The organism is Streptomyces sp. NPDC091287 (assembly GCF_044768525.1).
In the GTDB taxonomy this organism is placed as follows: Bacteria; Actinomycetota; Actinomycetes; order Streptomycetales; family Streptomycetaceae; genus Streptomyces.
In genome coordinates this window covers 164,415-189,555 of the sequence record NZ_JBIVUV010000013.1, presented here as the reverse complement: position 1 = coordinate 189,555, position 25,141 = coordinate 164,415, and the positions used below count along the sequence as shown (strand labels likewise).

Here is a 25,141-nt window from a genome sequence, read left to right as displayed (position 1 = left end):
CTCGGGTCTCAGACCGCGTCCTCGTAGGCGGCGAGTGCCTCGCGGGCGGCCTCGCGGGCGCTGTCCGCGAGTTCCGGCGGGGTGACGATGCGGCCGTCGCCGCCGAGGCGCAGGGCCAGCCGGCGCAGGGAGGCCGGGTCCGGGGTGCGCAGGGTGATCCGCAGGCCGCCGTCGGGGAGTTCCTCGGCGGAGTCGTGCGGGTAGTACTCGGCGACCCAGCGGCCGCCGGTGCCGACCTCGATGACGACTTCCGGGTCCTCGGCTGCGGGCTGGACGAGCCCCGCGGACAGGTCGCGCAGCTCCAGCTCGGGCGGGGCGGCGGGGGCGTCGAGAAGGCGGATCTCGGCGACCCGGTCCAGCCGGAAGGTCCGGCGGGCCTCGGAGAGCCGGCACCAGCCCTCCATATAGGTGTGGCCGATGGCGAAGAGCCGGATCGGGTCGACCTCGCGCTCGGTGAGTTCGTCGCGGGCGGGCGAGTAGTAGCGCAGCCAGAGGCGGCGGCGCTCGGAGATGGCCCGGTCGACGTCGGCGAAGACGCCACCCTCCGCCTCGAAGGTCACCGAGAGGCGGGAGCTGGCCGCGCCCGACTCGCCGGCGGCCGTCTCCAGCTTGGCGGTGGCGCGGACGAGGGCGAGCCGGTCGCTCTCGCGCAGGCCGGGCAGCGTGGCGACGGCGCGGGCCGCGACGAGCAGCGCGGTGGCCTCGTCGGCGGCGAGGCGGAGCGGCTCGGCGACGTCGTCCGGGTTGTGCCACCAGATCCGGTCGCCGTCGGTGTCGATGTCGAGGAGGTCGCCGCCGCGGAAGCTGGTGCCGCACATGGGCAGGACGTCGAGGTCCGAGATCAGCTCGTCCTCGGTGATCCCGAAGGCCCGTGCCACGTCCTGGACGTGGGCGCCGGGGCGCTCGCGGAGATACGTCACCAGGGACAGCATGCGGCGGGTCTGGTCGATCGCGTTCGTGGCCATCGTTTCCCTGCCCCTAGTCCTTGGCCACGGCACGGAGCCGGTCCACCACATCGGCCCGCAGATCGGCGGGTTCCTCCACGACGACGTCCGGGCCGAACTCCACGAGCCAGGCGTCGAGTCCGTGCCCGTACGGGATCTCCAGCTCGTCCCAGCCGTCGCCGCGTTCTCTCACGGCTATCGCCCGTGACCGCAGCGGGTAGCCGGCTCCGGCGCGCAGCCTGATCCGGGCGGTACGGGTCGCGGTCTCGCCGGCCCAGCTCTCGACGGTCTCGCGGACGGTGACGACGTCGGGCACCTCGGCGCTGAAGGCCCCGGCGCGGGAGCGGACCTTGCCGGTGATGCGGGAGAGCCGGAAGACGCGTTCGGCGCCGCGCTCGCGGTCCCAGCCCGCCAGATACCAGTGGCCGCGCCAGCATTCGAGGGTCCAGGGTTCGACCTGGCGCTGCTCGGGACGGGCGGAGTTGGCCTTGCGGTAGTCGAAGATGACGGGGCGCCGGTCGCGGCAGGCCAGCATCAGGGGCTCGAAGGCGGCCTCGTGGACGGGGATGCGGGGTTCGAGGGCGCTGTGGACCTCGTAGGCGTCCTCGGCCTCCGGCATTCCGGCGGCCCGCAGCTTCTGAAGGGCTCCGCTGGCGGCTCCGGCGAGGCGGGCCTGCTGCCAGACCTTGGCGGCGAGGCCCAGGGCCGCGGCCTCCTCGGCGTCCAGGGTGATGGGGGGCAGCCGGTTGCTGTCGCGGCGGGCCAGGTATCCGGTGTCGCCGTCGAGGTTCTCGACGGTCTCGATGACGAGGCCGAGCTCACGCAGATCGTCCTTGTCGCGCTCGAACATCCGGTTGAAGGAGTCGTCGGAGCCCGCTTCGAGGTAGGCCTCGATGGATCCGCGGAGTTCGCGCTTGCTGAGTGGGCGCCGGGTCCCCAGCAGGCACAGCGCGAGGTTCATCAACCGCTCGGCCTTGGCAATCGCCATCGACGCCCTTTCTCTTGTTGCTCTACGACCGTCGACCGTACCGCCCCGGGGTGTGGGGACCAAAAGGCGGGCCGCCGACCGGAGAGCGGTGACGGAACCCGCCGGAGAGCGATGAGGGCCCCCGCCGTGTGGCGGGGGCCCTCATGCGCGCAACCGGAACGGATCAGACCGCTACAAGGTCGCAGACGAAGATCAGCGTCTCGCCCGGGGCGATCTTGCCGCCACCGGCGCCGCGCTCGCCGTAGGCGAGGTGCGCGGGGATGATCAGCTCGCGGCGACCGCCGACCCTCATGCCCTGCACGCCCTGGTCCCAGCCGGAGATGACCTGACCGGCACCGAGCTGGAACTGAAGCGGGGTGCCGCGGTTCCAGGAGGCGTCGAACTCCTCGCCGGTGGAGAAGGCCACGCCCACGTAGTGGACGGAGACGGTCTGGCCGGCCTGGGCCACCGCGCCGTCGCCCTCCCAGATGTCCTTGATCTGCAGGTCGGCCGGCGGCTCGCCACCCGGGAAGTCGACCTCGGGCTTCTCGATGCTCACTGAAACTGCTCCTCTAAATGATGAACTGGACAACCGGGACAGTCTTACACCTTGGCGAGGATGTCCACGGCGAAGACCAGGGTGGAGTTCTTCGGGATGGCCTGCTGCTTCTGGTCTCCGAAGGCCTGGTCCGGCGGGATGACGAGCAGCACCCGGCTGCCGACCTTCTTGTCGATCAGGCCGTTCTTCAGGCCCTTGAGGGTGACCTGGGACAGCGGGAAGGTCTGGGTCTTGCCCGTGGTGTACGTGTTGTCGAACTCCTTGGCGCCCTTCCAGATCATGCCGACGTAGTTCACGACGACACTGTCGGACTCCTTGACGACCTCGCCGTCGGACTCCAGGACGTAGTTGGAGACGAGCTTCTTCGGCGGGTCGCCCTTGGGGATGGTGACCGTCGGGGCCTTGCCGTCGGCCTTGACGCCGACCTTGGGCAGGTCGATGTTGTCCTGGGCGACCTCGGTGCCCTTGGCGGAGGCCGGGATCTGGGTGGCCTTCAGGATGTCGACGACGAACACGAGCGTGGCGTTGGGCTTGATGTCGCCCTGGCCCTGCTCGCCGTAGCCGAGCTCCGGCGGGATGACCAGCTCGACGCGGCTGCCGACCTTCTGGCCGACCAGGCCCTTGTCCCAGCCCTGGATGACCATGCCCGCGCCGAGCGTGAGGTCGAAGGGCTGCTTGCGGTCGAAGCTGTTGTCGAACGGCTTGGTGGAGTCCCATGCCTGGCCGAGGTAGTTGACCTGGATCGCGTCGCCGTTCTTGAGCTTCGCGCCGTCCCCCTCGCTGATGACGTCGGTCTTCAGCTCCTTGGGCGGGTCACCCTCACCCTTGGAGAGGGTGGGCTTCTCGCCGAACTTGGCGCCCGCGGTGATCGCGGGGACGCCGTTCTTGGACGAGGCGGAGTCGGAGGCCTTGTCGTCGCTGCCGCACGCCACTGCTGTCAGCAGCAGGAGGGGGGCGACGAGAAGGCCGGCAATTCGGCGCACTGGTTCCTCAGATCTCAGGGGGCACGGTGAATCGGTCCCGCAACACTCTAGGCCCTTTGATTCGGTTGGGGCCGGACCCCGCACGGACGGCCCCGGCCCCCAGGACCGGTGGTTCCTGGGGGCCGGGGCCGTGCCGCGGTGACGTCGGCTCACATGCCGGCGATCAGCTTCTCCACCCGTTCGTCCACGGAACGGAACGGGTCCTTGCACAACACGGTGCGCTGCGCCTGGTCGTTGAGCTTGAGGTGGACCCAGTCGACGGTGAAGTCCCGCCGCTGCTCCTGGGCCCTGCGGATGAAGTCGCCGCGCAGCCGTGCCCGGGTGGTCTGCGGGGGCACCGACTTGCCCTCGAAGATCTTCAGGTCGTTGCAGATGCGGGCGGTCTGCCCCTTGCGCTCCAGAAGGTAGAAGAGGCCTCGGCGGCGGTGGATGTCGTGGTAGGCGAGGTCTATCTGGGCGACCCGCGGATTCGACATGGTCATGTTGTGCTTGGCCCGGTACCGCTCGATGAGCTTGTACTTCATGACCCAGTCGATCTCGGTGTCGATCCGGTCGAGGTCCTCGGCCTCGATCGCGTCCAGGGTGCGGCCCCACAGCTCCAGGACCTGATCGACGGTGCCGGTGCGGATGCCCCGGCGCTCGACGAAGTCCACGGCCTTCTCGTAGTACTCCCGCTGGACCTCGATGGCCGAGGCCTCCCGGCCGCTGGCCAGGCGCACCTTGCGCTGCCCGGTGAGGTCGTGGCTGACCTCGCGGATGGCCCGGATCGGGTTCTCCAGGGTCAGGTCGCGCATCACCGTGCCCGCCTCGATCATGCGGAGCACCAGGTCGGTGGCGCCGACCTTGAGCAGCATGGTCGTCTCGGACATGTTCGAGTCACCGACGATGACGTGGAGGCGGCGGTACCGCTCGGCGTCGGCGTGGGGTTCGTCGCGGGTGTTGATGATCGGCCGGGAGCGGGTGGTCGCGGAGCTGACGCCCTCCCAGATGTGCTCGGCACGCTGGCTGACGCAGTAGACCGCGCCGCGCGGGGTCTGGAGCACCTTGCCCGCACCGCAGATCAGCTGCCTGGTGACGAGGAACGGAATGAGGATGTCCGCGAGCCGCGAGAATTCTCCGTGGCGGGCGACGAGGTAGTTCTCGTGGCAGCCGTAGGAGTTTCCCGCCGAGTCGGTGTTGTTCTTGAAGAGATAGACGTCGCCCGCGATTCCCTCCTCGTGCAGGCGGCGTTCGGCGTCGACGAGCAGGCCTTCGAGAATGCGCTCGCCCGCCTTGTCGTGCGTGACCAGTTCGGTCACGTTGTCGCATTCGGGGGTTGCATATTCCGGATGCGATCCCACGTCGAGGTAGAGGCGGGCGCCGTTCCGCAGAAAGACATTGCTGCTGCGGCCCCATGACACAACACGGCGGAAGAGGTAGCGCGCCACTTCGTCAGGTGACAGTCGGCGCTGTCCCCTGAACGTGCACGTGACGCCGTACTCGTTCTCCAGCCCGAAAATGCGGCGGTCCATGACTGAACATTACGCCTTATGGCCTGAGCTGAAACCGGGTTCGACGGCTCCGTTTCGATCATTTTCCGATCCCGTCACGACGGCGGGCGTACGGGAGGGGGGCGCGAGGACGTTCCCGGTGGCCAGGAGGACCACCAGGGCGGCCACTCCCCCGGCCCCGGCGACGGCGAAGCTCCAGGCGGTCGAGCCGAGTTCGACGGCCGGTCCCGCGACTGCCGTGCCGGCCGCCGCGCCCACGCCGAACGTGGTGACGAGCCAGGAGAACGCCTCGGTCACCGTGCCGCGCGGGGCGTGTCGGTCGACCACGATGAAGGAGCAGGCGATGGCCGGCGCGAGGAACACTCCGGCGAGGGCGGCGAGGGCGGTCATGACGGGCACCGAGGGGGTGAGCGTCAACGGCAGATAGCCCAGTGCCAGCAGCCCGACGATGACCCGCAGCCGCTTCTCGGGGGCGCTGGCCCACTGCCGCGCCCCGTAGCCGAGGCCGCCGATCAGCGCGCCGAGCCCGAGTGCGGCCATCAGCCACCCGTACACCGATTCCCGGCCGTGGTCGTCCGCGTACGCCACCCCGGCCACCGTGATGGAGCCGAGGGCGAGCCCGACGAAGAAGAACGCGCCGAGCAGGGCGAGAAGTCCGGGCGAGCGCAGGGCGCCGAGCCAGTGCGCCTCTCGGGGCGCGGAGCGCCAGGTGCGCGAGGGCTCGGACAGGACGACCGAGAGGGCGCCGAGGACACCGATGGCGTTGATGACGAGCAGCGCTGCGGCAGGCGACCAGAGCGAGACGAGCACCGTCACCAGGAGCGGGCCGACGGTGAACATGATCTCCTGCGCCACGGCGTCCATGGCGTAGGCCCGGTGCACCTGGCCCTCGCCCTTGAGGACGCTGGGCCACAGGGCCCGCAGGCCGCCCTCCAGCGGCGGTGTGGCGACTCCGGCGACGATGACGGCGAGGTAGGCCAGCGGGAGCGAGGAGAGGCCGGTGACGGCCAGCAGCGACATGCCGAGCGCGGAGACCACGGCGGCCGGGAGCTGGACGCGGGGCTGCCCGTAGAGGTCGACCGCCCGGCCGAGCAGCGGCTGCCCGACGGCGGTGGCCAGTCCGTAGGCGGCGGCGAGCACGCCGGCCAGCGTGTAGCTGCCGCCCTCCGCCCGGGTGAACAGCACGATCGCGATGTGCGCGGTGCCGTTGGGCAGCCGCCCCACCAGGGTGCCCGTCAGCAGCCGGGCGGCATGCCGCGCCCGGAGGATGTCCAGATATCCCGCGGCCATGTCCGCCCCTCTCCGCCCCGACCGGCTGCGCCGCCCCCGAGGTGTTACGTATAACGTCGAGGTTCATACGTACCATGTGCGCAGTTCGCGGGTCCACCTCGCGGCGTTACGGAAACATCCCGCACGGAGGCACGAGTGACCAGCGCGCAGCAGCCCGTCCCCGCCCGGCCCACCAGCCGCGACGTGGCCCGTGCGGCTGGCGTCTCCCAGGCGACGGTCTCCCTGGTGCTCGGCGAGAAGTGGCCGGGCAGGGTGTCGGAGACCACGGCCCAGCGGGTCCGGGACACCGCGGCGGAGATCGGCTACCGGCCCAATCTGGCGGCGCGCAGTCTGCGGCTCGGCCGCACCAGGACCGCGCTGCTGGTGGTGCCCGCCCTCACCAACGAGTTCTTCGCGCGGGTGTACGCCGGGGCGGCGGAGCTCGCCGCCGAGCACGGCTTCGGCGTGGTGCTCTACCCCTCGCCCGACGGCACGGGCCCGGCCCGGGACCCGTTCGCCTCGGCCCGCGCCGCGCTCGACGGGGTCATCGCGTCCTCGATGGCAGCCGACGCGCTGGGCGCGCTGCACGGGGCGGATCTGCCGCTGGTGATGCTGGACAGCGACCCTTCGGACACCGGGCCCGCCGCCCATGTGAACCTCGACATCGCCGACGGGATGCGGCAGGTGACGGACCATCTGCTGGGGCTCGGCCACCGCCGCTTCCTGCATCTGGCGTCCGCCGTGGACACCTGGACGTTCGCGGTACGCGCCGGGGCGCTGCACGACGCGCTGGGAGCGGCGGGGGGCGCCACGGTGCGCACGGTGCGCGCCCCGCTGGACGTAGGGGCGGGGCGCGAGGCGGCCGAACAGGCCCTTTCGGCCATCGGGGACCGGCCCACCGCGATCATCTGCGACGACGACATTCTGGCCGCCGGGGCCTGCAAGGCGGCCCGCCGGCTCGGGTTGCGGGTGCCGGACGACCTGTCGGTCACCGGATTCGACGACCTGGCCCTGGCCACCGCGCTGGAGCCGGAGCTGACCACGGTGCGGCTGCCGGCGGAGCAGGTCGGGGAGCGGGGCATGGAGGCGCTGCTCGCGGTGCTGGACGGCCGCCCCGTCGAGCGAGGCGGTCTGCCGGTCCGGCTCGTCGTACGCGGCTCCACGGCGCCGCCGCCCGCCGCCCGGACGTGACGGTGCCCCCGGGCCGGGGCCCGGGGGCACCGCGCCCCGAGGGGCGCCGCTCGTCCGCTACTTGTCCGTCTCCTCCGTGGAGTCGGGAGTGCTGTCGGCGCTGTCCGTGCCGTCCGTGATGTCGGTGTCCTCGGTGTCGGACGGGGCGTCCGTCGGCGTGCTGCCGGCGGTCTCCGTGTCCAGCAGCCGGGCCAGCTGACGGCCGACGATCCGCTTGAACTTGCGCTGCTGGGGGCGGGTGCGGTCCAGAACCGCGACCTCCAGGCGCTCCGCGGGGATCTCCCGCTCGCCGCCGCCCGGCTCCCGCGAGAGCGCCTGGACGGCCAGCTTGAGCGCCTCGGCGAGGGTCATGCCGTCGCGGTGGCGCTGGTCGAGGAAGGTGCTGATCTGTTCGGAGTTGCCGCCGACCGCGACCGAGCCGTGCTCGTCCACGATCGAACCGTCGTGCGGCAGCCGGTAGATCTGGTCGCCCTCGGCCGCGCTGCCGACCTCGGCGACCACCAGCTCCACCTCGTACGGCTTCTCGGCCGCGCTGGAGAAGATGGTGCCGAGCGTCTGGGCGTAGACGTTGGCCAGCCCACGGGCCGTCACATCGTCCCGGTCGTAGGTGTATCCGCGCAGATCGGCGTAGCGCACGCCGCCGATGCGGAGGTTCTCGTACTCGTTGTACTTGCCGGCGGCCGCGAAGCCGATCCGGTCATAGATCTCGCTGAACTTGTGCAGTGCGCGGGACGGGTTCTCGCCGACGAACACAATGCCGTCGGCATACTGCAGCACAACGAGGCTGCGACCACGGGCGATGCCCTTGCGAGCGTATTCCGCCCGGTCGGCCATGGCCTGCTGGGGTGAGACATAGAACGGCGTCGACACCGGCTATCCGTCCCTTTCTGTCAGTGACGAGTGCGTCGGGAGGCTGGGGTCAGAGCAGCGCGGCGCGCGGGCCGTCGGGCTGCTCGAGTCGGCGTTCCAGGATGGAGCGCGCGATCTCGGAGGACTCCTGGTCGGTCAGCCTCCGGAAGCCTTCGTCGGTGATGACGGTGACGATCGGGTAGATGCGGCGAGCCACGTCGGGGCCGCCGGTCGCCGAGTCGTCGTCCGCTGCGTCGTACAGCGCCTGCACGACCAGGGTGAGGGCCTGCTCCTCCGTCAGGTCCTCGCGGTAGAGCTTCTTCATCGCGTTGCGGGCGAAGATCGACCCGGAACCGGTGGCCGCGTAGCCGCTCTCCTCGGTACGGCCGCCGGTGACGTCGTAGGAGAAGATGCGGCCCTTCTCGCGGTCGACGTCGTAGCCGGCGAAGAGGGGCACCACGGCGAGGCCCTGCATGGCCATGGCGAGATTGCTGCGGATCATGGTGGAGAGGCGGTTGGCCTTCCCCTCCAGGGAGAGCTGGGCGCCCTCGACCTTCTCGAAGTGCTCCAGCTCCAGCTGGAACAGCTTGACCATCTCCACAGCCAGTCCGGCGGTACCGGCGATGCCCACCGCGGAGTACTCGTCGGCCGGGAAGACCTTCTGCATGTCGCGCGAGGCGATCATGTTGCCCATGGTGGCGCGCCGGTCGCCGGCCAGGACCACGCCACCGGGGAAGGACGTCGAGACGATGGTCGTCCCGTGCGGCGCCTCGATGGCCCCCTGGAGCGGCGGCAGGCTCCGGTTCCCCGGGAGCATCTCGGGTGACTGGTCGGACAGGAAGTCCATGAACGAGGACGAACCCGGCGTCAGGAAGGCAGCTGGTAGACGCCCGGTGCTACGAGTGTTGGCTTCCACGCGTTTCCCTCCAGGTATGCGATGGCCCTGCGCAAGAGAGTCAGGATCATCCCCCAACTTGCCGATGGCCGAATTGCAGTTGAAGCAAGTACGTACGCCACGGACCCTACCCGCCCGGCGGGAGTGATCCACATGTTCGGAGGGGGTTATCCGCACCGATCCGGCGGGACCGGGAACCGGCCCCCGGATCGGCGGGCGGGGTGACGGCGCACGCCGTGGCGAACGCCGTCACCCCTTCTCCCCCGTTGTCTGCGCGCATGTCCGCGTGAGACACCCGGAATACATCCGGGCGTTCACACTGATGAACTACTGTCCACCCTTTTGAACGAAGGACCGAACGAAGTCCTCGGCGTTCTCTTCCAGGACGTCGTCGATCTCGTCCAGGACCGAGTCGACGTCGTCGCTCAGCTTCTCCTGGCGCTCCGCGAGGTCCTCGGACGCCTGCGCGTCCTGCGCCTGCTCCTCGACCTCCTCGGTGGAACGTGTCGCCTTCTGCTGTCCGCCGCCGGTGTCCTTGGTCGCCATGTAGCTCACCCCGCTCGGTTCGAAGCAATCGAAGCTCTTGATCAGACCCTACCCACGGGGTCCGACATTTGACCCGGTAGTTGATGCAACGCCCGCGCCTCAGGTGATTGATTCCCAGCCCGGAGGCCTTTCAGCCGCCCGACAGCGCCCGGACCAGCTCCTCCGCCGTCCGGCAGCGGTCCAGCAGGTCCTTGACGTGTTCCTTCGTGCCGCGCAGCGGCTCCATGGTGGGCACCCGCTGGAGGGAGTCGCGGTCCGGCAGGTCGAAGATCACCGAATCCCACGAGGCCGCCGCGACGTCGTCGGCGTACTGCTCCAGGCAGCGCCCGCGGAAGTAGGCCCTGGTGTCCTCCGGGGGCTTCGTACGGGCCCTGGTGACCTCGTCCTCGTCCAGGAGACGCTTCATCTTCCCGCGGGCCGCCAGGCGGTTGTAGAGGCCCTTGTCGGGCCGTACGTCCGCGTACTGGAGATCCACCAGATGCAGCCGGGGCGCGTCCCAGTCCAGCGTGTCGCGGCGGCGGTAGCCCTCCATGAGCTCCCGCTTGGCGATCCAGTCCAGCTCGCCCGCCAGGCTCATCGGATCGGTCTCCAGCCGGTTGAGGGTGTCCTCCCACCGGGTCAGGATGTCCTTGGTCTGCTCGTCGGCGTCCGCGCCGTACCGCTCGTCGACGTACTTGCGGGCCAGTTCGAAGTACTCCATCTGGAGCTGGACCGCGGTGAGCGTCCGGCCGCTGCGGAGCGTGATCAGCTGCCGGAGGCCGGGGTCGTGGGAGACCTGGTGCAGGGTGCGCACGGGCTGGTCGACGGCGAGGTCGACGTTGATGAAGGCGTCCTCGATCATGGACAGCACCAGGGACGTGGTGCCGAGCTTGAGATAGGTGGAGATCTCCGAGAGGTTGGCGTCGCCGATGATCACATGGAGCCGGCGGTACTTCTCGGCGTCGGAGTGCGGCTCGTCCCGGGTGTTGATGATGGGGCGCTTGAGCGTGGTCTCCAGGCCGACCTCGACCTCGAAGTAGTCGGCGCGCTGACTGATCTGGAAGCCGTGCTCGTTGCCGTCCTGGCCGATGCCGACCCGGCCCGCGCCCGTGACGACCTGGCGGGAGACGAAGAACGGCGTCAGATGGCGCACGATGTCCGAGAACGGCGTCTCCCGCTGCATGAGGTAGTTCTCGTGCGTGCCGTAGGAGGCGCCCTTGTTGTCGGTGTTGTTCTTGTAGAGGTGGATCGGCTGTGCGCCCGGGATGGCGGCCGCCCGCTCCGCGGCCTCCGCCATGATCCGTTCGCCGGCCTTGTCCCAGAGCACCGCGTCGCGCGGATTGGTGATCTCCGGAGAGCTGTATTCGGGGTGCGCGTGGTCGACGTACAGCCGGGCGCCGTTGGTGAGGATGACATTGGCCAGGCCGATGTCCTCGTCGGTCAGCTGACTGGAGTCGGCGGTCTCCCGGGCGAGGTCGAAGCCTCGCGCGTCACGCAGCGGATTCTCCTCCTCGAAGTCCCAGCGGGCGCGACGCGCCCGGTGCATCGCCGCCGCGTAGGCGTTGACGATCTGGGACGAGGTGAGCATGGCATTGGCGTTGGGGTGGCCGGGGACGGAGATCCCGTACTCCGTCTCGATGCCCATTACTCGCCGTACGGTCATGCGGCCCTCCTTGCCCGGCGTCGGCCCCTCCGGGAACGACGCTCAAGTACCGCTGCTTAAGTCCGGTGCGTATGCGATGCCCGTCACCGCACTGCGCGACTCGGCGGTACCGCAGAGCCTAGAGCGCCTCTGCGCCGGTGGGGAGATCAATTACGACATTGCTCCGGCAAGGCCGGAACGGGGGAATGAAACCGGCTGCGGAGGCCCCTGGGGGCTTCCGCAGCCGGTCCGCGTATTACAGGTACTGGCCGGTATTGGCCACCGTATCGATGGAACGGCCGGTGTCCGCACCCTGCTTTCCGGTGACGAGTGTGCGGATGAAGACGATCCGCTCACCCTTCTTGCCGGAAATCCTGGCCCAGTCGTCCGGGTTGGTCGTGTTCGGCAGGTCCTCGTTCTCCTTGAACTCGTCCACGCAGGCCTGGAGGAGATGAGCGACCCGCAGCCCCTTCTGGCCCTGTTCCAGGAATGCCTTGATGGCCATTTTCTTTGCCCGGTCGACGATGTTCTGAATCATCGCGCCGGAGTTGAAGTCCTTGAAGTACAGAACTTCCTTGTCGCCGTTGGCGTAGGTGACCTCGAGGAAGCGGTTCTCCTCGGACTCCGTGTACATCCGCTCCACGACGGACTGGATCATGGCGTGGGCGGCGGCCGGCCGGGAGCCGGTGTGCTCGGCCAGATCGTCCGCGTGCAGCGGGAGCCCCGGGGTCAGGTACTTCGCGAAGATGTCCTTCGCCGCCTCGGCGTCCGGACGCTCGATCTTGATCTTCACATCGAGACGGCCGGGTCGCAGGATGGCGGGGTCGATCATGTCCTCGCGGTTGGAGGCGCCGATGACGATGACGTTCTCCAGGCCCTCCACACCGTCGATCTCGGCGAGCAGCTGCGGGACGATGGTGTTCTCCACGTCCGAGCTGACGCCGCTGCCGCGGGTGCGGAAGAGGGACTCCATCTCGTCGAAGAAGACGATGACGGGGGTGCCCTCGCTCGCCTTCTCCCTCGCACGCTGGAAGACCAGGCGGATGTGCCGCTCGGTCTCGCCGACGTACTTGTTGAGGAGCTCGGGGCCCTTGATATTGAGGAAGTAGCTCTTCCCCGTGGGCTGCCCGGTGACCTCGGCGACCTTCTTGGCGAGCGAATTGGCGACGGCCTTGGCGATGAGGGTCTTGCCACAGCCGGGCGGACCGTAGAGCAGGATGCCCTTCGGCGGGCGGAGCTCGTGCTCCTTGAAGAGGTCGGGGTGCAGGTACGGAAGCTCGACCGCGTCGCGGATCAGCTCGATCTGGTCGCCCAGGCCGCCGATCTTGTCGTAGTCGATGTCCGGGACCTCTTCGAGGACGAGCTCCTCGACCTCGCTCTTGGGGACCACCTCGTAGACGTAACCCGACCTGGAGTCCAGGAGCAGGGCGTCGCCGGAGCGGATGGTGATGTCCAGCAACGGCTCGGCGAGCCGCACCACCCTCTCCTCGTCGGTGTGCCCGACCACCAGGGCGCGCTCGCCGTCCTCAAGGATCTCCTTGAGGGTGACGATGTCCCCGGCGCGCTCGAACTGCATGGCCTCGACCACGTTGAGCGCTTCGTTGAGCATGACCTCCTGGCCACGCCGGAGGTCCTCGAGCTCGACACTGGGGCTGACGTTCACCCGGAGCTTGCGGCCCCCGGTGAAGATGTCGCAGGTGCCGTCCTCGTTGGCCTGAAGGAAGACGCCGAAACCGGCCGGCGGCTGCGCGAGCCGGTCGACCTCCTCCTTGAGGGCCACGATCTGGTCACGCGCCTCACGGAGCGTGTTGGCGAGCCGCTCGTTCTGTGCGGACACGCCTGCCAGGTTCGTCTGCAACTCGACGATCCGCTCTTCGAGAATCCTCGAGTGACGCGGAGAGTCGGCGAGCTTACGTCGCAGGACGGCGATTTCCTGCTCGAGATAGGCAACCTGGCCGGCTGGGTCCTCTGACCCTCGCGCGGGCCGGATGCCGCGGTTGATGTCGTCGTCGTGGGCTGCCACGGTCCTCACCTCCTCCATGGGGAGCTGGACGCTTCCTGACCCTACCTGGGTGGGTGGTGATTGAAACCCCTAGATCACAAAGACTGCGGGGCGTGTCCGATCTTCACCCTTGCGCTCTCCCTCACGTCAAGGGAATACCCACCCTTCGGCACCGGAAAGCCGCCGGTTGTATCGTCGAACTGTTCAACACCCGTCAGGGCTGGCTCCAATTGGTTCAGATACGCAGGAACGGCAGGACACATGACCGTGCAGCAGGACTCGCCGGGCGACAGTGACACGCAGGACCTGGAGGTCTGGATCGACCAGGACCTCTGTACGGGCGACGGCATCTGTGTGCAGTACGCCCCCGACGTCTTCGAGCTGGACATCGACGGCCTGGCCTATGTGAAGAGCGGCGACGACGAGCTCCTGCAGAGCCCGGGGGCGACCACGCCGGTGCCGCTGCCGCTCCTCCAGGACGTCGTCGATTCGGCCAAGGAGTGCCCCGGGGACTGCATCCACGTGCGGCGCGTCAAGGACAGCGTCGAGGTGTACGGACCCGACGCCGACTAGCCGGTCAGGGGGCTCGCGCCCCGGCGCCGGCCGAGTCCCGCGGTGCGCGCTCAGACGCTGCGCGCGAGGTCCCCGGAGGTGCGGACGAACGCCTTCCCCTTCCACCGCCAGGAGGCCTGTTCCTCCTGGTCGGGGCAGCAGCGGGGCACGTCGAGCGAGGAGTAGCCGAGCAGGGTCGCCGAGACGAGGCCGTCGCGTACGGCGAAGTCCCCGACGGTCTTCCTGTCAGCGGGGTCCACCAGGGTCGCCACGACCCGGGGTGCGGCCCCGCTGCTCCGTGTCAGGACGTAGATGCCGCCGGGCGGGGTCCCCGATCCGGCCGCGCAGTGCACCACGGCGACGGTTTCCGGCCGCCCGTCGCCGTCGAGGTCTCCGGAGGCCTGCTTCGCGACGGTCGTCCCGGCGCCGCCGCACTCCAGCGGAAACTCCACGCCGGCCGGGTCGGGAGCGGGCGCGGGGGCGCCGTGCTGCGTGGTGGCCCGCTGCTCGGGGGCCGTGGCGGTCGCGGTGGCCGTACGGGGCTGGAGCAGCCCGGCCAGCGCGACGACCCCGGCCATCGCCGCGGCCGTGGCGAGCCAGTGCACCGGCTTGGCGGCGGTGTGGGCGAGGTCCGGGAGCGCGGGGGTCTGCACGCGGTCTGTCTCCTGATGGTTCCTGGAAGCCCGGTGAGGGGTGGGAACACCCTGAGGGGTGGCCAGCATCGTGCCACACCTCACATCCGGGCGGAACGGCGGGGCAACGAAAAGGCGCCGCCGCGCGGTTACCCGGTCGGTCGGGGAACTGCGCGGCGGCGCCGGTGCGTTGGACAGATCAGCCGCGGGAGGCGGCGGAGCCGCTCTGGCTGCCGGGTCCGTCGTAGTCGTCGCCGTAGGCGCCCTTGGACGGGCGGCGGCGGCGCAGCGGCGGCTCGACGCCGTCCGCGAGGCGGCGGGCGGTGACCAGGAAGCCGGTGTGGCCGATCATCCGGTGGTCGGGGCGGACGGCGAGGCCCTCCACGTGCCAGTTGCGAATCATCGACTCCCAGGGCTGCGGTTCGGCGAAGCAGCCGATCTCGCGGATGGACTCGACAGTGCGCGAGAGCTGGGTGGTGGTGGCGACGTAGGCGCAGAGGATGCCGCCGGGCACCAAGGCCTTGGAGACGGCCTCCAGGCACTCCCACGGGGCGAGCATGTCCAGCACGACGCGGTCGACGTCGGTGTCGGAGAGGTTGTCCTGGAGGTCGCCGACGGTCAGCTGCCAGGCCGGGTGCGGGGAGCCGAAGTAGCGCTCGACGTTCTGCTGGGCGATCTCGGCGAAGTCCTCGCGGCGCTCGTAGGAGTGCAGCATGCCCTGCTCACCGATGGCGCGCAGCAGGAAGGTGCTGAGCGAGCCGGATCCGACCCCGGCCTCCACGACGCGGGCGCCGGGGAAGATGTCGGCGAAGGCCAGGATCTGGCCGGCGTCCTTGGGGTAGACCACGGCGGCGCCGCGGGGCATGGACAGGACGTAGTCGGGGAGCAGGGGGCGCAGCGCGAGATAGGCGACGTTTCCCGTGGTGCGGACAACACTGCCCTCGGGAGCACCGATCAGCTCGTCGTGCGGGAAAGAACCCTTGTGGGTGTGGAAGTTCTTTCCGGCTTCGAGCGTGAAGGTGTAGTGGCGGCCCTTGGGGTCGGTGAGCTGTACCTGGTCCCCGACCTTGAAGGGCCCACGTCGGCGGGCGGCACCGGTCGGTTCAGACATGTGACCAGCCTACCGGTGATTCCCGGGCCGCCGACCGCCCGGGCCGCGGCCGCCGACCGCCCGGGCCGCGGCCGTCGACCGCCCGGGAGGGCCGTCAGGTGCCGGGGCGGGCCATGGCCTTGACGAAGGCGCGCTCCACGTCGGCGGTGGAGAGGACTCCGTAGATCTCGCCGGTCTCCTCGACGACCAGGTATTCGGTGGCGGGGGTGGCCTTGAGCCGGTCCAGGAGGGCTTCGCCGGCCAGTTCCGCGGGGACCTTCAGGCCGTCGGTGAGGTCCTGGGCGAGGCCGCTGACGGCGACCCAGGGGCGGCGGTGTTCGGGGACGCCGACGATGGCGGCCTCGCGGACGACGCCCTTGGGGTTGCCCTGTCCGTCGACGACGACCAGGGCGCGGGCACCCGCCTCGTTGGCCCGGCGCAGCGCTTCGGAGAGCGGGGTGGCGGACTCGACGGGAACGGCGCGGCGGGTCAGGGTGCGGGCCCGGAGGTCGGGCAGGTGCTCGCGGAGGCGGGCCATGCGCAGGCTGTTCCCGGCGCCGGTCCAGATGATGCCCGCGAGGATCGCGGCGAGCAGCGCGTCCATGACGGTCTCGACGCCGCCGATGTTCTGGGCGGTGCCGCCGAGTGCTCCGGTGTGGGTGAGCAGCGGCAGTCCGACGAGGACGACGACGGCGAGGCCGCGGCCGACCCAGGCGGCGGCGATGGTGCCGCTCATGGGCTTGCCGGTGATCTTCCAGACGACGGCGCGGAGCATCCGGCCGCCGTCCAGCGGCAGGCCGGGCAGCAGGTTGAAGGCGGCCACGATGAGGTTGGAGATCATCAGGCCCGCGACCAGGACGCCGGGGACCGTGCCGGGCTCGACGAACTGCATCGCGCCGTAGAAGAGGCCGCCGAGGACCAGGGACAGAAGCGGTCCGACGAAGGCCAGGACGAACTCGCGGCCGGGTGTCTCGCTCTCCTTCTCGATCTCCGAGACGCCGCCGAAGAACTGGAGCTGGATGCGGCGGACCGGGAGCTTGTAGCGCAGCGCGGCGACCGTGTGGGCCAGTTCGTGGACGAGCACGGAGGCGTAGAAGGCGATGGCGAAGAACAGGGCGACGAGGTAGCGGGCGGCGCCCAGCTCGGGCAGCACACGGTCGAGCTGGCCGCCGAACACCCAGGTGATCAGCGCGGCGACGACGAACCAGCTGGGGGCGACGTAGACGGGCACGCCGAAGGGCCGGCCCATGAGCAGGCCGCCGCCCGGCTCGGCGGGGCGTTTCGGCTTGCCGTTGTCGGGATCGGTGCCGGGGGCCGTTCCCCCTGCGCCGGGCTGCGGCCGCCCGCTGTCGCCGCTGTCGTCCACGGGGTCCCTTCGGTTCGGTGAGTGGCGTTTGCCACGATCATGCAGTGTGCGAGGGTCTGCCGTCGATGGTATGCCGCTCGCTGTCAGTGGCGGGCCGTAGGGTCTTCAGACATGACTTCCGTGCCGCGGCCGCCCCAGCCGCCTTCGTCCCTGTCGCCGTCGCGGGCGAGCGATTTCATGCAGTGTCCCTTGCTCTACCGCTTCCGGGTCATCGACAAGCTGCCGGAGAAGCCCAGCGAGGCGGCTACCCGCGGCACGCTGGTCCATGCGGTGCTGGAGCGGCTCTTCGACGCACCGGCGGCCGACCGGACGGCGCCGCGGGCGCGGGCGCTGATTCCCGGCCAGTGGGACCGGCTGCTGGAGTCGAAGCCGGAGCTGACCGGGCTGTTCGCCGGGGACACCGAGGGGGAGCGCCTGACGCGCTGGCTGGGTGAGGCGGAGCGGTTGGTGGACCGGTGGTTCTCGCTGGAGGACCCGACGCGGCTGGAGCCGGCGGAGCGTGAGCTGTTCGTCGAGACGGAGTTGGAGTCGGGGCTGCGGCTGCGCGGGGTGATCGACCGGGTGGACGTCGCCCCGAGCGGCGAGGTCCGGATCGTCGACTACAAGACGGGGAAGGCGCCGCGGCCGGAGTATTCCGACGGTCCGCTGTTCCAGATGACGTTCTACGCGCTGGTGATCTGGCGGCTGAAGGGCGTGGTGCCGCGCCGCCTCCAGCTGGTCTATCTGGGCAGCGGGGACGTGCTGACGTACGACCCGGTGGTGGCGGACCTGGAGCGGGTGGAGCGCAAGCTGCTGGCGCTGTGGGACGCGATCTCGCTGGCGACGGAGACCGGTGACTGGCGGCCCCGGCCGACGAAGCTGTGCGGCTGGTGCGACCACCAGGCGGTGTGTCCGGAATTCGGCGGGACTCCCCCGGTATACCCGCTGTCGGTCCGCCCTGCGGATTCGGGTGAGGATGGCCAGGGCAGAATGGGACCGGTCCAGGCCGAGGCCGGCCGTGCCGTGGCCCTTGAGGGCCCTTAAGGAGTTCCTGTGGCGATCCGCGTCCTTCTGGTCGATGACCAGCCTCTGCTGCGCACCGGTTTCCGGATGATTCTGGAGGCCGAAGGCGATCTGGCGGTGGTCGGTGAGGCCGGTGACGGTCTGCAGGCCATCGATCAGGTGCGGGCGCTGCAGCCCGATGTGGTGCTGATGGACATCCGGATGCCGCGGATGGACGGCGTGGAGGCCACGCGTCAGATCACCGGCCCCGGGAAGGACGGCCCGGCGAAGGTGCTGGTGCTGACCACCTTCGATCTCGACGAGTACGTGGTGGAGGCGCTGCGCGCCGGGGCGAGCGGGTTCCTGCTGAAGGACGCTCCGGCGGCGGAGCTGGTCCAGGCGATCCGGGTGGTGGCGGCGGGCGAGGCGATGCTCGCGCCGAGCATCACGCGCCGGCTGCTGGACAAGTACGCCGATCACCTGCCGTCCGGTGAGGACCCGGTGCCTGACGCGCTGCACACGCTGACGGACCGTGAGGTCGAGGTGCTGAAGCTGGTGGCGCGGGGTCTGTCCAACGCGGAGATCGCGGCGGATCTGTTCGTCAGCGAGACGACGGTCAAGACACATGTGGGCCATGTGCTCACGAAGTTGGGCCTGCGGGACCGGGTGCAGGCCGCGGTGTACGCGTACGAGAGCGGGCTGGTGCGTCCCGGCGCGCAGTAGCGGCCCCGCACACACGCACACGACGAAGCCGTCCGGCCCGTCCCCTCATCGGAAGAGGGGGGACGGGCCGGACGGCTTTCCGGTCACGTCTCAGACGTTGGGCCGGTTGAGCTCCCAGAGCTGTAGCTCGGAGGTGGCGCTGACGGACCGCTCCACCCCGGCGATCCCGTCACGGGAGGCCACGTACTGCTTGCCCTGCCAGATCGGCAGCACCGGCACATCGGTGGCGACGATGTCCTGGAGCTTCTCGTAGGTGGCGGCGGCGGCGGTGCGGTCGGTCTCGCGGCGGGACTCCGGGATGAGGACCTTCTGCGCCTCGCGCGACCGGTAGGGCGAGTTGAGGAAGTTGTTCTCGTCCAGGAAGGGCGCGGTGTAGTTGTCCGGGTCCGGGAAGTCGGGGAACCAGCCCATGCCGTAGGCCGCGTAGTCGCCGCGCTTCTGCTCGGGGCGGTACTGCGACCACTCCTTGCCCTGGACGGAGACGTCGAAGAGGCCCGAGCTGTTCAGCTGCTGCTGGATCGCCTTGAACTCCTTGGCGGTGGCCGGGCCGTAGTGGTCGCTGGTGTAGTGCAGGGTGAACTTCACCGGCGTCTTGATCCCGGCGTCGTCGAGGATCGCCCGGGCCTTGGCGGTGCTGGGCTCGCCGTACTTGTTGAAGAAGGCGTTGGTGTGCCCGGCGATGCTGGACGGGATCAGCGAGTAGAGCGGTTCGGCGGTGGTGCCGTACACCTTGCCCGCGATCGCGCCCCGGTCGACGATCTGCGCCATGGCCTGCCGGACGGGCTTGCTGACCACGGGGTCCTTGGTGTTGAACCCGACGTAGCTGATGGCCAGGCCGGGCAGCTCGGTGAGCTCGATGCCCTCCTCCGGCTCCACGAGCATGTCGCGGGCCTGCTGGGGCGACATCGCCCGGGTCATCATGTGGATCTTCTCCTCGTCGAGCGCCTTGCCCATGGCCTCGGCGTCGGGGAACAGGTCCATCTCGACCTTGTCGTTGAGGACCTTGAGCTCGCCCTTGTACGAGGGGTTCTTGGTGAAGGCGATCTTGACGACCCGGCCGTCCTCGACCCGCGGCTTCATGGTGTACGGACCGGAGCCGTTGACCTGGAAGCCGGTGCGCCCCTCCTTCGCCGGGTACTGCGCCTTCGGGACGATGCCGGCGGCGGGAGTGGCGAGCTTGTACGGGAAGGTCGCGTCGGGCGTGTTCAGGTGGAAGATCACCTGGTCGTCGCCCTTGGTCTCGATCATGTCGATGTTGGCGAGCAGTCCGACCGGCCCGCTGTCCGCGTCGATGTCGATGACGCGCTGGATGGAGTGCTTCACGTCCTCGGCGGTGACGGCCGTCCCGTCGGCGAAGGTGAGGCCCGCCCGCAGGGTGCAGCGGTAGCTCTCGTTCGCGGTGTCGGTGAAGGTGCAGCTGCGGGCGGCCTCGGGCACCGGCTCGCCGCCTCCGCCCGGCACCGTGGTCAAGGTCTGCACGGTCTGCCGCAGGACGTTCCAGACGCCCGCCTCGTAGCCGATGGCCGGGTCGAGCGGCGCGGGGTTCTCCTTGGAGGCCACGAGCTGGTCCGTGGTGCCGACGACGATGGCTCCGTTGCCACCGGCGCCGCTGTCCGTGCTGCCGCAGGCGGCGAGCACGGGGGCGAGCAGGCCGACGACGGCCGGCAGCACCAGGGTCTTGCGGTTCATCTGGACGTTCTCCCTCATCCCGGCAGGTGAGGAATCAAAGCTAGTAGCCGCGGGTGGCCCCGCCGACCGTCCCGCGGGCGGCTCCCGCTCCCCCGGCGACCGGCTGGGGCGACATACGCTCACCATTACGGACAGCTCACCCGATCCCGGCGGCCCGCCGGAGGCCCACAGGTGAGGAAGGTCACCTGTCGGGCCTCTTCACAGATACACCCCGCAACTGATCCACATCCACGAAACGTTGCCGGAACGCACACGGGGACGACCAGAAAATCCGCTGTTCGTTCACAAGTGGGTGACCGGCGCGAGTGCACGCCCGGTGCGGGTCAGCCCGTTCCGCCCGCTTGGGTGATGAGCTTGCGCAGGAAGGCGAGGTCCACCTCTTCGAGGGAGCCGACGACCACGCGTCCGGCCGCGGGCGCGATCGGGGCGACGGACGGCACGACGACGACCCGGCAGCCGGCGGCCTCGGCGGCGGCCACCCCGGTCGCCGTGTCCTCGATGACGGCGCAGCGCCAGGGATCGGCGCCGAAGCCCGCGGCCGCGGTGAGGTAGGGCTCGGGGTCGGGCTTGGTCCGGGCGACCTCGTCCCCGGCGACGGTGAGCGCGAAGTGGTGGCGGCCCACCGATTCCAGCACCCGGTCGATGATCCGGCGGTGGGAGGCGGAGACGAGCGCGGTGGGCACCTCGTACGCGGCCAGTTCGGCGAGCAGCCGCTCGGCGCCCGGCATCAGCGGCACACCGTGGGCGATGCGCTTCTCGAATCCGTCGTTGAGCAGCACGGTCAGCTCGTCCAGCCGGATGTCGGCGCCGGTGGCGTCGATGAGGTAGCCGGCGCTGCGGGTCATCGGACCGCCGACGACCACATCCCGCCAGGACTCCTCCAGCCGGTGCCCGAGGCCGGCGAAGACGTCCTTCTCGACGTCCCACCAGAAGCCCTCGGTATCGACCAGGGTTCCGTCCATGTCGAGAAGGACCGCCTGCAGGGCGGCGCCTTCGGCCGTGCGGGTCAAGGACGCGGGGACCGTACTGGTCATCCGGCACACCTTCCGTAAGGGACGAGAAGGCCGGCCGCCATTCCCGGAAAACGGGAGGGCGACCGGCCTGCACTGGACCGACCAGTGTACGACGTGTCCGGCCGCGGCGCGCGAAGGACGCGAGGCCGCGGCGGGAACACGGGGTTACCGCGCGTTGAAGTACTTCGCCTCGGGGTGGTGGATGACGATGGCGTCGGTGGACTGCTCCGGGTGGAGCTGGAACTCCTCGGAGAGGTGCACGCCGATCCGTTCCGGCTGCAGGAGGTCGGCGATCTTCGCCCGGTCCTCCAGGTCCGGGCACGCCCCGTAACCGAGCGAGAACCGTGCGCCGCGGTACTTCAGCGCGAACATGTCCTCGACGTCCGCGGGGTCCTCCCCGGCGAAGCCGAGCTCGCTGCGGACCCGCGCGTGCCAGTACTCGGCGAGCGCCTCGGCGAGCTGGACGGACAGGCCGTGCAGCTCCAGGTAGTCGCGGTAGGAGTTGGCGGCGAACAGTTCGGCGGTGGCCTCACCGATCCGGGAGCCGACGGTGACGATCTGGAGGCCGATGACGTCGGTCTCGCCGGATTCCTCGGGGCGGAAGAAGTCGGCGAGGCAGAGGCGGCGGCCGCGGCGCTGGCGCGGGAAGGTGAAGCGGGTGCGCTCGGAGCCGTCCTCGTGGAGGAGGACCAGGTCGTCGCCCTTGGAGACGCAGGGGAAGTAGCCGTAGACGACGGCCGCTTCCAGGAGGTTGTTGGACTGGAGGTGATCGAGCCAGCCGCGCAGGTGCGGGCGTCCCTCGGTCTCCACCAGCTCCTCGTACGTCGGTCCGTCACCGGTCCGGGCCTGCTTGAGGCCCCACTGGCCCTTGAACAGCGCGCCCTCGTCGAGCCAGGAGGCGTAGTCCTTGAGCGGGATGCCCTTGATGACGCGGGTGCCCCGGAACGGCGGCTCGGGGATGGGGTTGGTGGTGGAGACGTCCGAGCGCACCGCGCCCTCGGGCTCCTCGACCTCCAGCACGGCGGTGTCGATGTTCTTCTTGGGTACCCGGCGCTGCTTGAGCTCGGGCAGGACCGCGCCGGGCACGCCGCGCTTGACACCGATGAGCGCGTCCATGAGGCGCAGGCCCTCGAAGGCGTCCCGGGCGTAGCGGACCTCGCCCTCGTAGATCTCGTGCAGATCCTGCTCGACGTAGGCCCGGGTCAGCGCGGCGCCGCCGAGGATCACCGGGAAGTCTGCGGCCATCTTGCGCTGGTTGAGCTCCTGGAGGTTCTCCTTCATGATCACCGTCGACTTCACCAGGAGGCCGGACATGCCGATCACATCCGCGCGGTGCTCCTCGGCGGCCTCCAGGATCGCGGAGACGGGCTGCTTGATGCCGAGGTTGACGACGTTGTAGCCGTTGTTGGAGAGGATGATGTCGACGAGGTTCTTGCCGATGTCGTGGACGTCGCCGCGGACGGTGGCGAGCACGATCGTGCCCTTGCCGTCGTCGTCGGTCTTCTCCATGTGCGGCTCCAGATGAGCCACCGCGGTCTTCATGACCTCGGCGGACTGGAGCACGAACGGCAGCTGCATCTGGCCGGAGCCGAACAGCTCGCCGACCACCTTCATGCCTTCCAGCAGCGTGTTGTTGACGATGTCGAGGGCCGGGGTGTCCTGGAGGGCCTCGTCCAGGTCGGCCTCCAGGCCGTTCTTCTCGCCGTCGATGATGCGGCGCTGGAGGCGCTCGTCCAGCGGCAGGGCCATCAGCTCCTCGGCCTTGCCCGCCTTCATCGACTTCATGTTGACGCCCTCGAAGAGCTCCATGAGCTTCTGGAGGGGGTCGTAGCCCTCGGCGCGGCGGTCGTAAATCAGGTCGAGGGCGACCTTGACCTGCTCCTCCTCCAGCCGGGCGATCGGCAGGATCTTCGAGGCGTGCACGATCGCGGAGTCCAGGCCCGCCTTGACGCACTCGTCGAGGAAGACGGAGTTCAGCACGGTCCGGGCGGCCGGGTTCAGGCCGAAGGAGATGTTGGAGAGGCCCAGCGTGGTCTGGACGTCCGGGTGGCGCTTCTTCAGCTCGCGGATCGCCCCGATGGTGGCGATGCCGTCGCCGCGGGACTCCTCCTGGCCGGTGCAGATGGTGAAGGTCAGGGTGTCGATGAGGATGTCGGACTCGTGGATGCCCCAGTTGGTGGTGAGGTCCTCGATCAGCCGTTCGGCGATGGCGACCTTGTGCTCGATGGTGCGGGCCTGGCCCTCCTCGTCGATCGTGAGGGCGATCAGGGCGGCGCCGTGCTCGGAAGCCAGGGCGCTGACCTGCGCGAAGCGGGACTCGGGGCCGTCGCCGTCCTCGTAGTTCACCGAGTTCAGCACGGCCCGGCCGCCGAGCTTCTCCAGGCCGGCGCGGAGCACGGGCAGCTCGGTGGAGTCCAGCACGATCGGGAGGGTGGAGGCGGTCGCGAAGCGGCCGGCCAGCTCCGCCATGTCGGCGACGCCGTCACGGCCCACGTAGTCGACGCAGAGGTCGAGCATGTGCGCGCCCTCGCGGATCTGGTCGCGGGCCATCTCCACGCAGTCGTCCCAACGGGCCTCCAGCATGGCCTCGCGGAACTTCTTGGAGCCGTTGGCGTTGGTGCGCTCCCCGATCGCCAGGTAGGCGGTGTCCTGCCGGAAGGGGATGGTCTGGTAGAGGGAGGCCGCTCCGGGCTCGGGGCTCGGCTCCCGCTCGGTCGGCGTGAGCCCTCGGGTCCGCTCGACGACGGCCCGCAGGTGCTCGGGCGTCGTACCGCAGCAGCCGCCGATGAGGGAGAGGCCGTAGTCCCGGACGAAGTTCTCCTGGGAGTCGGCGAGACCGTCGGGGCCGAGCGGGAAGTGCGCGCCGTCCTTGGTGAGGACGGGCAGGCCGGCGTTGGGCATGCACATCAGGGGCGTACGGGAGTGGCGGGCGAGGTAGCGCAGGTGCTCGCTCATCTCGTCCGGGCCGGTCGAGCAGTTCAGCCCGATCAGGTCGATGCCCAGCGGCTCCAGGGCGGTCAGGGCGGCGCCGATCTCGGAGCCCAGCAGCATGACGCCGGTCGTCTCGAAGGCGAGGGAGCAGATCAGCGGCACGTGGACGCCGAGGGCGTCCATCGCCCGGCGCGCGCCGATGATGCTGGACTTGGTCTGGAGCAGGTCCTGGGTGGTCTCGACGATCAGGGCGTCGGAGCCGCCCGCGAGGAGGCCTTCGGCGTTCTTCTGGTAGCCGTCGCGCAGGACGTCGTAGGTGATGTGGCCGAGCGAGGGCAGCTTGGTGCCGGGGCCGATCGAGCCGAGGACCCAGCGCTGGCGTCCGTCCTTCTCCGCGAACTCGTCCGCGACCTCGCGGGCGATCCGGGCGCCGGACTCGGAGAGCTCGAAGATCCGGTCGGCGATCTCGTACTCGTTCGCGGCGGAGTGGTTCGCGCCGAAGGTGTTGGTCTCGACGCAGTCGACGCCGACCGCGAAGTACTCCTCGTGGACCGAGCGCACGATGTCGGGCCGGGTGATGTTCAGGATCTCGTTGCAGCCTTCGAGGTTCTCGAAGTCCTCCAGCGTGGGGTCCTGTGCCTGGAGCATGGTGCCCATCGCCCCGTCGGCCACCACCACGCGGGTGGCGAGTGCCTCTCGGAGCGCGTCTGCGCGGGTCCGGCTGTCGGCGGCGGATGTCGGCAACGAGGCCATGGATGATCTCCCAGGGATGCGACGGCTGTCGGCTTTGCGTCCTTCTTGGGGAAGGCGCACCTCGCCAGCGTAGCCGGACGCCGCCCGGGACCGTA

The 25,141-nt window shown here is 69.9% G+C and carries 21 protein-coding genes and 1 pseudogene; 4 read left to right on the top strand and 18 right to left on the bottom strand.

Translation table 11 applies throughout. From position 1 onward, the window contains the following. Positions 1-8: 8 nt before the first annotated feature. From ACIQRW_RS23100 to ACIQRW_RS23075, 6 genes are all read right to left on the bottom strand, one after another. Positions 9-965 (bottom strand): helix-turn-helix transcriptional regulator, encoded by a 957-nt coding sequence (locus tag ACIQRW_RS23100; RefSeq protein WP_403763392.1) that lies wholly within the window; start codon positions 963-965, stop codon positions 9-11. A 13-nt stretch (positions 966-978) separates the two neighbouring features. Further along, entirely contained in the window at positions 979-1,932 is a 954-nt protein-coding gene (locus ACIQRW_RS23095; protein WP_403763389.1) for a helix-turn-helix transcriptional regulator, read from the bottom strand. A 163-nt stretch (positions 1,933-2,095) separates the two neighbouring features. Continuing rightward, the gene (locus ACIQRW_RS23090; RefSeq protein WP_403763386.1) at positions 2,096-2,470 is read right to left on the bottom strand and encodes an FKBP-type peptidyl-prolyl cis-trans isomerase; all 375 of its coding nucleotides are present in this window, start codon (positions 2,468-2,470) and stop codon (positions 2,096-2,098) included. Between the two features lie 44 nt (positions 2,471-2,514). Further along, positions 2,515-3,453, bottom strand: coding sequence for an FKBP-type peptidyl-prolyl cis-trans isomerase (locus tag ACIQRW_RS23085; protein ID WP_403763383.1), 939 nt, complete (start codon positions 3,451-3,453; stop codon positions 2,515-2,517). A gap of 149 nt (positions 3,454-3,602) precedes the next feature. Then, entirely contained in the window at positions 3,603-4,964 is a 1,362-nt protein-coding gene (gene pafA / locus ACIQRW_RS23080; protein ID WP_026290808.1) for a Pup--protein ligase, read from the bottom strand. Between the two features lie 9 nt (positions 4,965-4,973). Continuing rightward, positions 4,974-6,233: an MFS transporter gene (locus ACIQRW_RS23075; RefSeq protein ID WP_403763379.1), complete on the bottom strand. Its 1,260-nt coding sequence runs from the start codon at positions 6,231-6,233 to the stop codon at positions 4,974-4,976. A gap of 135 nt (positions 6,234-6,368) precedes the next feature. Here ACIQRW_RS23075 and ACIQRW_RS23070 point away from each other — a divergent pair, with 135 nt between their 5' ends. Further along, positions 6,369-7,403 (top strand): LacI family DNA-binding transcriptional regulator, encoded by a 1,035-nt coding sequence (locus tag ACIQRW_RS23070; RefSeq protein WP_403763376.1) that lies wholly within the window; start codon positions 6,369-6,371, stop codon positions 7,401-7,403. A 57-nt stretch (positions 7,404-7,460) separates the two neighbouring features. Here ACIQRW_RS23070 and prcA read toward each other — a convergent pair whose 3' ends face one another. The 6 genes and pseudogenes from prcA to arc all read right to left on the bottom strand — a co-directional run bounded on the left by prcA (position 7,461) and on the right by arc (position 13,337). After that, positions 7,461-8,273, bottom strand: a complete 813-nt coding sequence (gene prcA, locus ACIQRW_RS23065; RefSeq protein ID WP_361869056.1) for a proteasome subunit alpha — start codon at positions 8,271-8,273, stop codon at positions 7,461-7,463. A 49-nt stretch (positions 8,274-8,322) separates the two neighbouring features. Beyond that, on the bottom strand, positions 8,323-9,168 hold the full coding sequence (prcB, locus tag ACIQRW_RS23060) for a proteasome subunit beta (RefSeq protein WP_403763373.1): 846 nt from the start codon (positions 9,166-9,168) through the stop codon (positions 8,323-8,325). Beyond that, positions 9,120-9,312, bottom strand: a pseudogene (locus tag ACIQRW_RS23055) (endonuclease domain-containing protein); the annotation flags it as partial. The pseudogene ACIQRW_RS23055 and the gene prcB, both read right to left, overlap by 49 nt. 162 nt (positions 9,313-9,474) lie before the next feature. Beyond that, the gene (locus ACIQRW_RS23050) at positions 9,475-9,693 is read right to left on the bottom strand and encodes a ubiquitin-like protein Pup (protein ID WP_003970166.1); all 219 of its coding nucleotides are present in this window, start codon (positions 9,691-9,693) and stop codon (positions 9,475-9,477) included. 130 nt (positions 9,694-9,823) lie between these two features. Next, complete coding sequence (dop, locus tag ACIQRW_RS23045; RefSeq protein WP_403763370.1) at positions 9,824-11,335, bottom strand: depupylase/deamidase Dop; 1,512 nt, start codon at positions 11,333-11,335, stop codon at positions 9,824-9,826. Between the two features lie 235 nt (positions 11,336-11,570). After that, on the bottom strand, positions 11,571-13,337 hold the full coding sequence (arc, locus tag ACIQRW_RS23040) for a proteasome ATPase (protein WP_265602517.1): 1,767 nt from the start codon (positions 13,335-13,337) through the stop codon (positions 11,571-11,573). Positions 13,338-13,577: 240 nt separating this feature from the next. Between arc and ACIQRW_RS23035 the strand changes: the two genes are divergently transcribed. Next, positions 13,578-13,889 carry a ferredoxin gene (locus ACIQRW_RS23035; RefSeq protein WP_018959528.1) on the top strand — a complete coding sequence of 104 codons (312 nt, stop codon included), beginning with the start codon at positions 13,578-13,580 and terminating at the stop codon, positions 13,887-13,889. Between the two features lie 50 nt (positions 13,890-13,939). On the opposite strand, the gene ACIQRW_RS23030 is transcribed toward ACIQRW_RS23035, so the two are convergent. The 3 genes from ACIQRW_RS23030 to ACIQRW_RS23020 form a co-directional block, all read right to left on the bottom strand. Further along, positions 13,940-14,521 carry a hypothetical protein gene (locus tag ACIQRW_RS23030; RefSeq protein WP_403763366.1) on the bottom strand — a complete coding sequence of 194 codons (582 nt, stop codon included), beginning with the start codon at positions 14,519-14,521 and terminating at the stop codon, positions 13,940-13,942. 178 nt (positions 14,522-14,699) lie between these two features. Further along, the gene (locus ACIQRW_RS23025; protein ID WP_097866996.1) at positions 14,700-15,611 is read right to left on the bottom strand and encodes a tRNA (adenine-N1)-methyltransferase; all 912 of its coding nucleotides are present in this window, start codon (positions 15,609-15,611) and stop codon (positions 14,700-14,702) included. Between the two features lie 94 nt (positions 15,612-15,705). Continuing rightward, positions 15,706-16,956, bottom strand: coding sequence for a site-2 protease family protein (locus tag ACIQRW_RS23020; protein ID WP_403763363.1), 1,251 nt, complete (start codon positions 16,954-16,956; stop codon positions 15,706-15,708). 177 nt (positions 16,957-17,133) lie between these two features. Here ACIQRW_RS23020 and ACIQRW_RS23015 point away from each other — a divergent pair, with 177 nt between their 5' ends. Next, a complete protein-coding gene (locus ACIQRW_RS23015; RefSeq protein ID WP_322784846.1) occupies positions 17,134-17,979 on the top strand; it encodes a PD-(D/E)XK nuclease family protein in 846 nt (281 codons plus the stop codon). Between the two features lie 9 nt (positions 17,980-17,988). After that, positions 17,989-18,660, top strand: coding sequence for a response regulator transcription factor (locus ACIQRW_RS23010; protein WP_003970158.1), 672 nt, complete (start codon positions 17,989-17,991; stop codon positions 18,658-18,660). 90 nt (positions 18,661-18,750) lie between these two features. On the opposite strand, the gene ACIQRW_RS23005 is transcribed toward ACIQRW_RS23010, so the two are convergent. From ACIQRW_RS23005 to metH, 3 genes are all read right to left on the bottom strand, one after another. Beyond that, on the bottom strand, positions 18,751-20,349 hold the full coding sequence (locus tag ACIQRW_RS23005; RefSeq protein WP_403763360.1) for an ABC transporter substrate-binding protein: 1,599 nt from the start codon (positions 20,347-20,349) through the stop codon (positions 18,751-18,753). A 323-nt stretch (positions 20,350-20,672) separates the two neighbouring features. Continuing rightward, positions 20,673-21,383 carry an HAD family hydrolase gene (locus tag ACIQRW_RS23000; RefSeq protein WP_403763357.1) on the bottom strand — a complete coding sequence of 237 codons (711 nt, stop codon included), beginning with the start codon at positions 21,381-21,383 and terminating at the stop codon, positions 20,673-20,675. Positions 21,384-21,527: 144 nt separating this feature from the next. Next, on the bottom strand, positions 21,528-25,046 hold the full coding sequence (metH, locus tag ACIQRW_RS22995) for a methionine synthase (protein WP_403763354.1): 3,519 nt from the start codon (positions 25,044-25,046) through the stop codon (positions 21,528-21,530). Between the last annotated feature and the right edge of the window lie 95 nt (positions 25,047-25,141).

Coding starts and splice junctions, on each gene's coding strand:
- ACIQRW_RS23025 (WP_097866996.1), bottom strand. CDS start 15,611: ATGTCTGAACCGACCGGTGCCGCCCGCCGACGTGGGCCCTTCAAGGTC.
- ACIQRW_RS23035 (WP_018959528.1), top strand. CDS start 13,578: ATGACCGTGCAGCAGGACTCGCCGGGCGACAGTGACACGCAGGACCTG.
- metH (WP_403763354.1), bottom strand. CDS start 25,046: ATGGCCTCGTTGCCGACATCCGCCGCCGACAGCCGGACCCGCGCAGAC.
- ACIQRW_RS23015 (WP_322784846.1), top strand. CDS start 17,134: ATGCAGTGTCCCTTGCTCTACCGCTTCCGGGTCATCGACAAGCTGCCG.
- ACIQRW_RS23075 (WP_403763379.1), bottom strand. CDS start 6,233: ATGGCCGCGGGATATCTGGACATCCTCCGGGCGCGGCATGCCGCCCGG.
- ACIQRW_RS23095 (WP_403763389.1), bottom strand. CDS start 1,932: ATGGCGATTGCCAAGGCCGAGCGGTTGATGAACCTCGCGCTGTGCCTG.
- ACIQRW_RS23100 (WP_403763392.1), bottom strand. CDS start 965: ATGGCCACGAACGCGATCGACCAGACCCGCCGCATGCTGTCCCTGGTG.
- pafA (WP_026290808.1), bottom strand. CDS start 4,964: ATGGACCGCCGCATTTTCGGGCTGGAGAACGAGTACGGCGTCACGTGC.
- ACIQRW_RS23050 (WP_003970166.1), bottom strand. CDS start 9,693: ATGGCGACCAAGGACACCGGCGGCGGACAGCAGAAGGCGACACGTTCC.
- dop (WP_403763370.1), bottom strand. CDS start 11,335: ATGACCGTACGGCGAGTAATGGGCATCGAGACGGAGTACGGGATCTCC.
- ACIQRW_RS23000 (WP_403763357.1), bottom strand. CDS start 21,383: ATGACCAGTACGGTCCCCGCGTCCTTGACCCGCACGGCCGAAGGCGCC.
- ACIQRW_RS23005 (WP_403763360.1), bottom strand. CDS start 20,349: ATGAACCGCAAGACCCTGGTGCTGCCGGCCGTCGTCGGCCTGCTCGCC.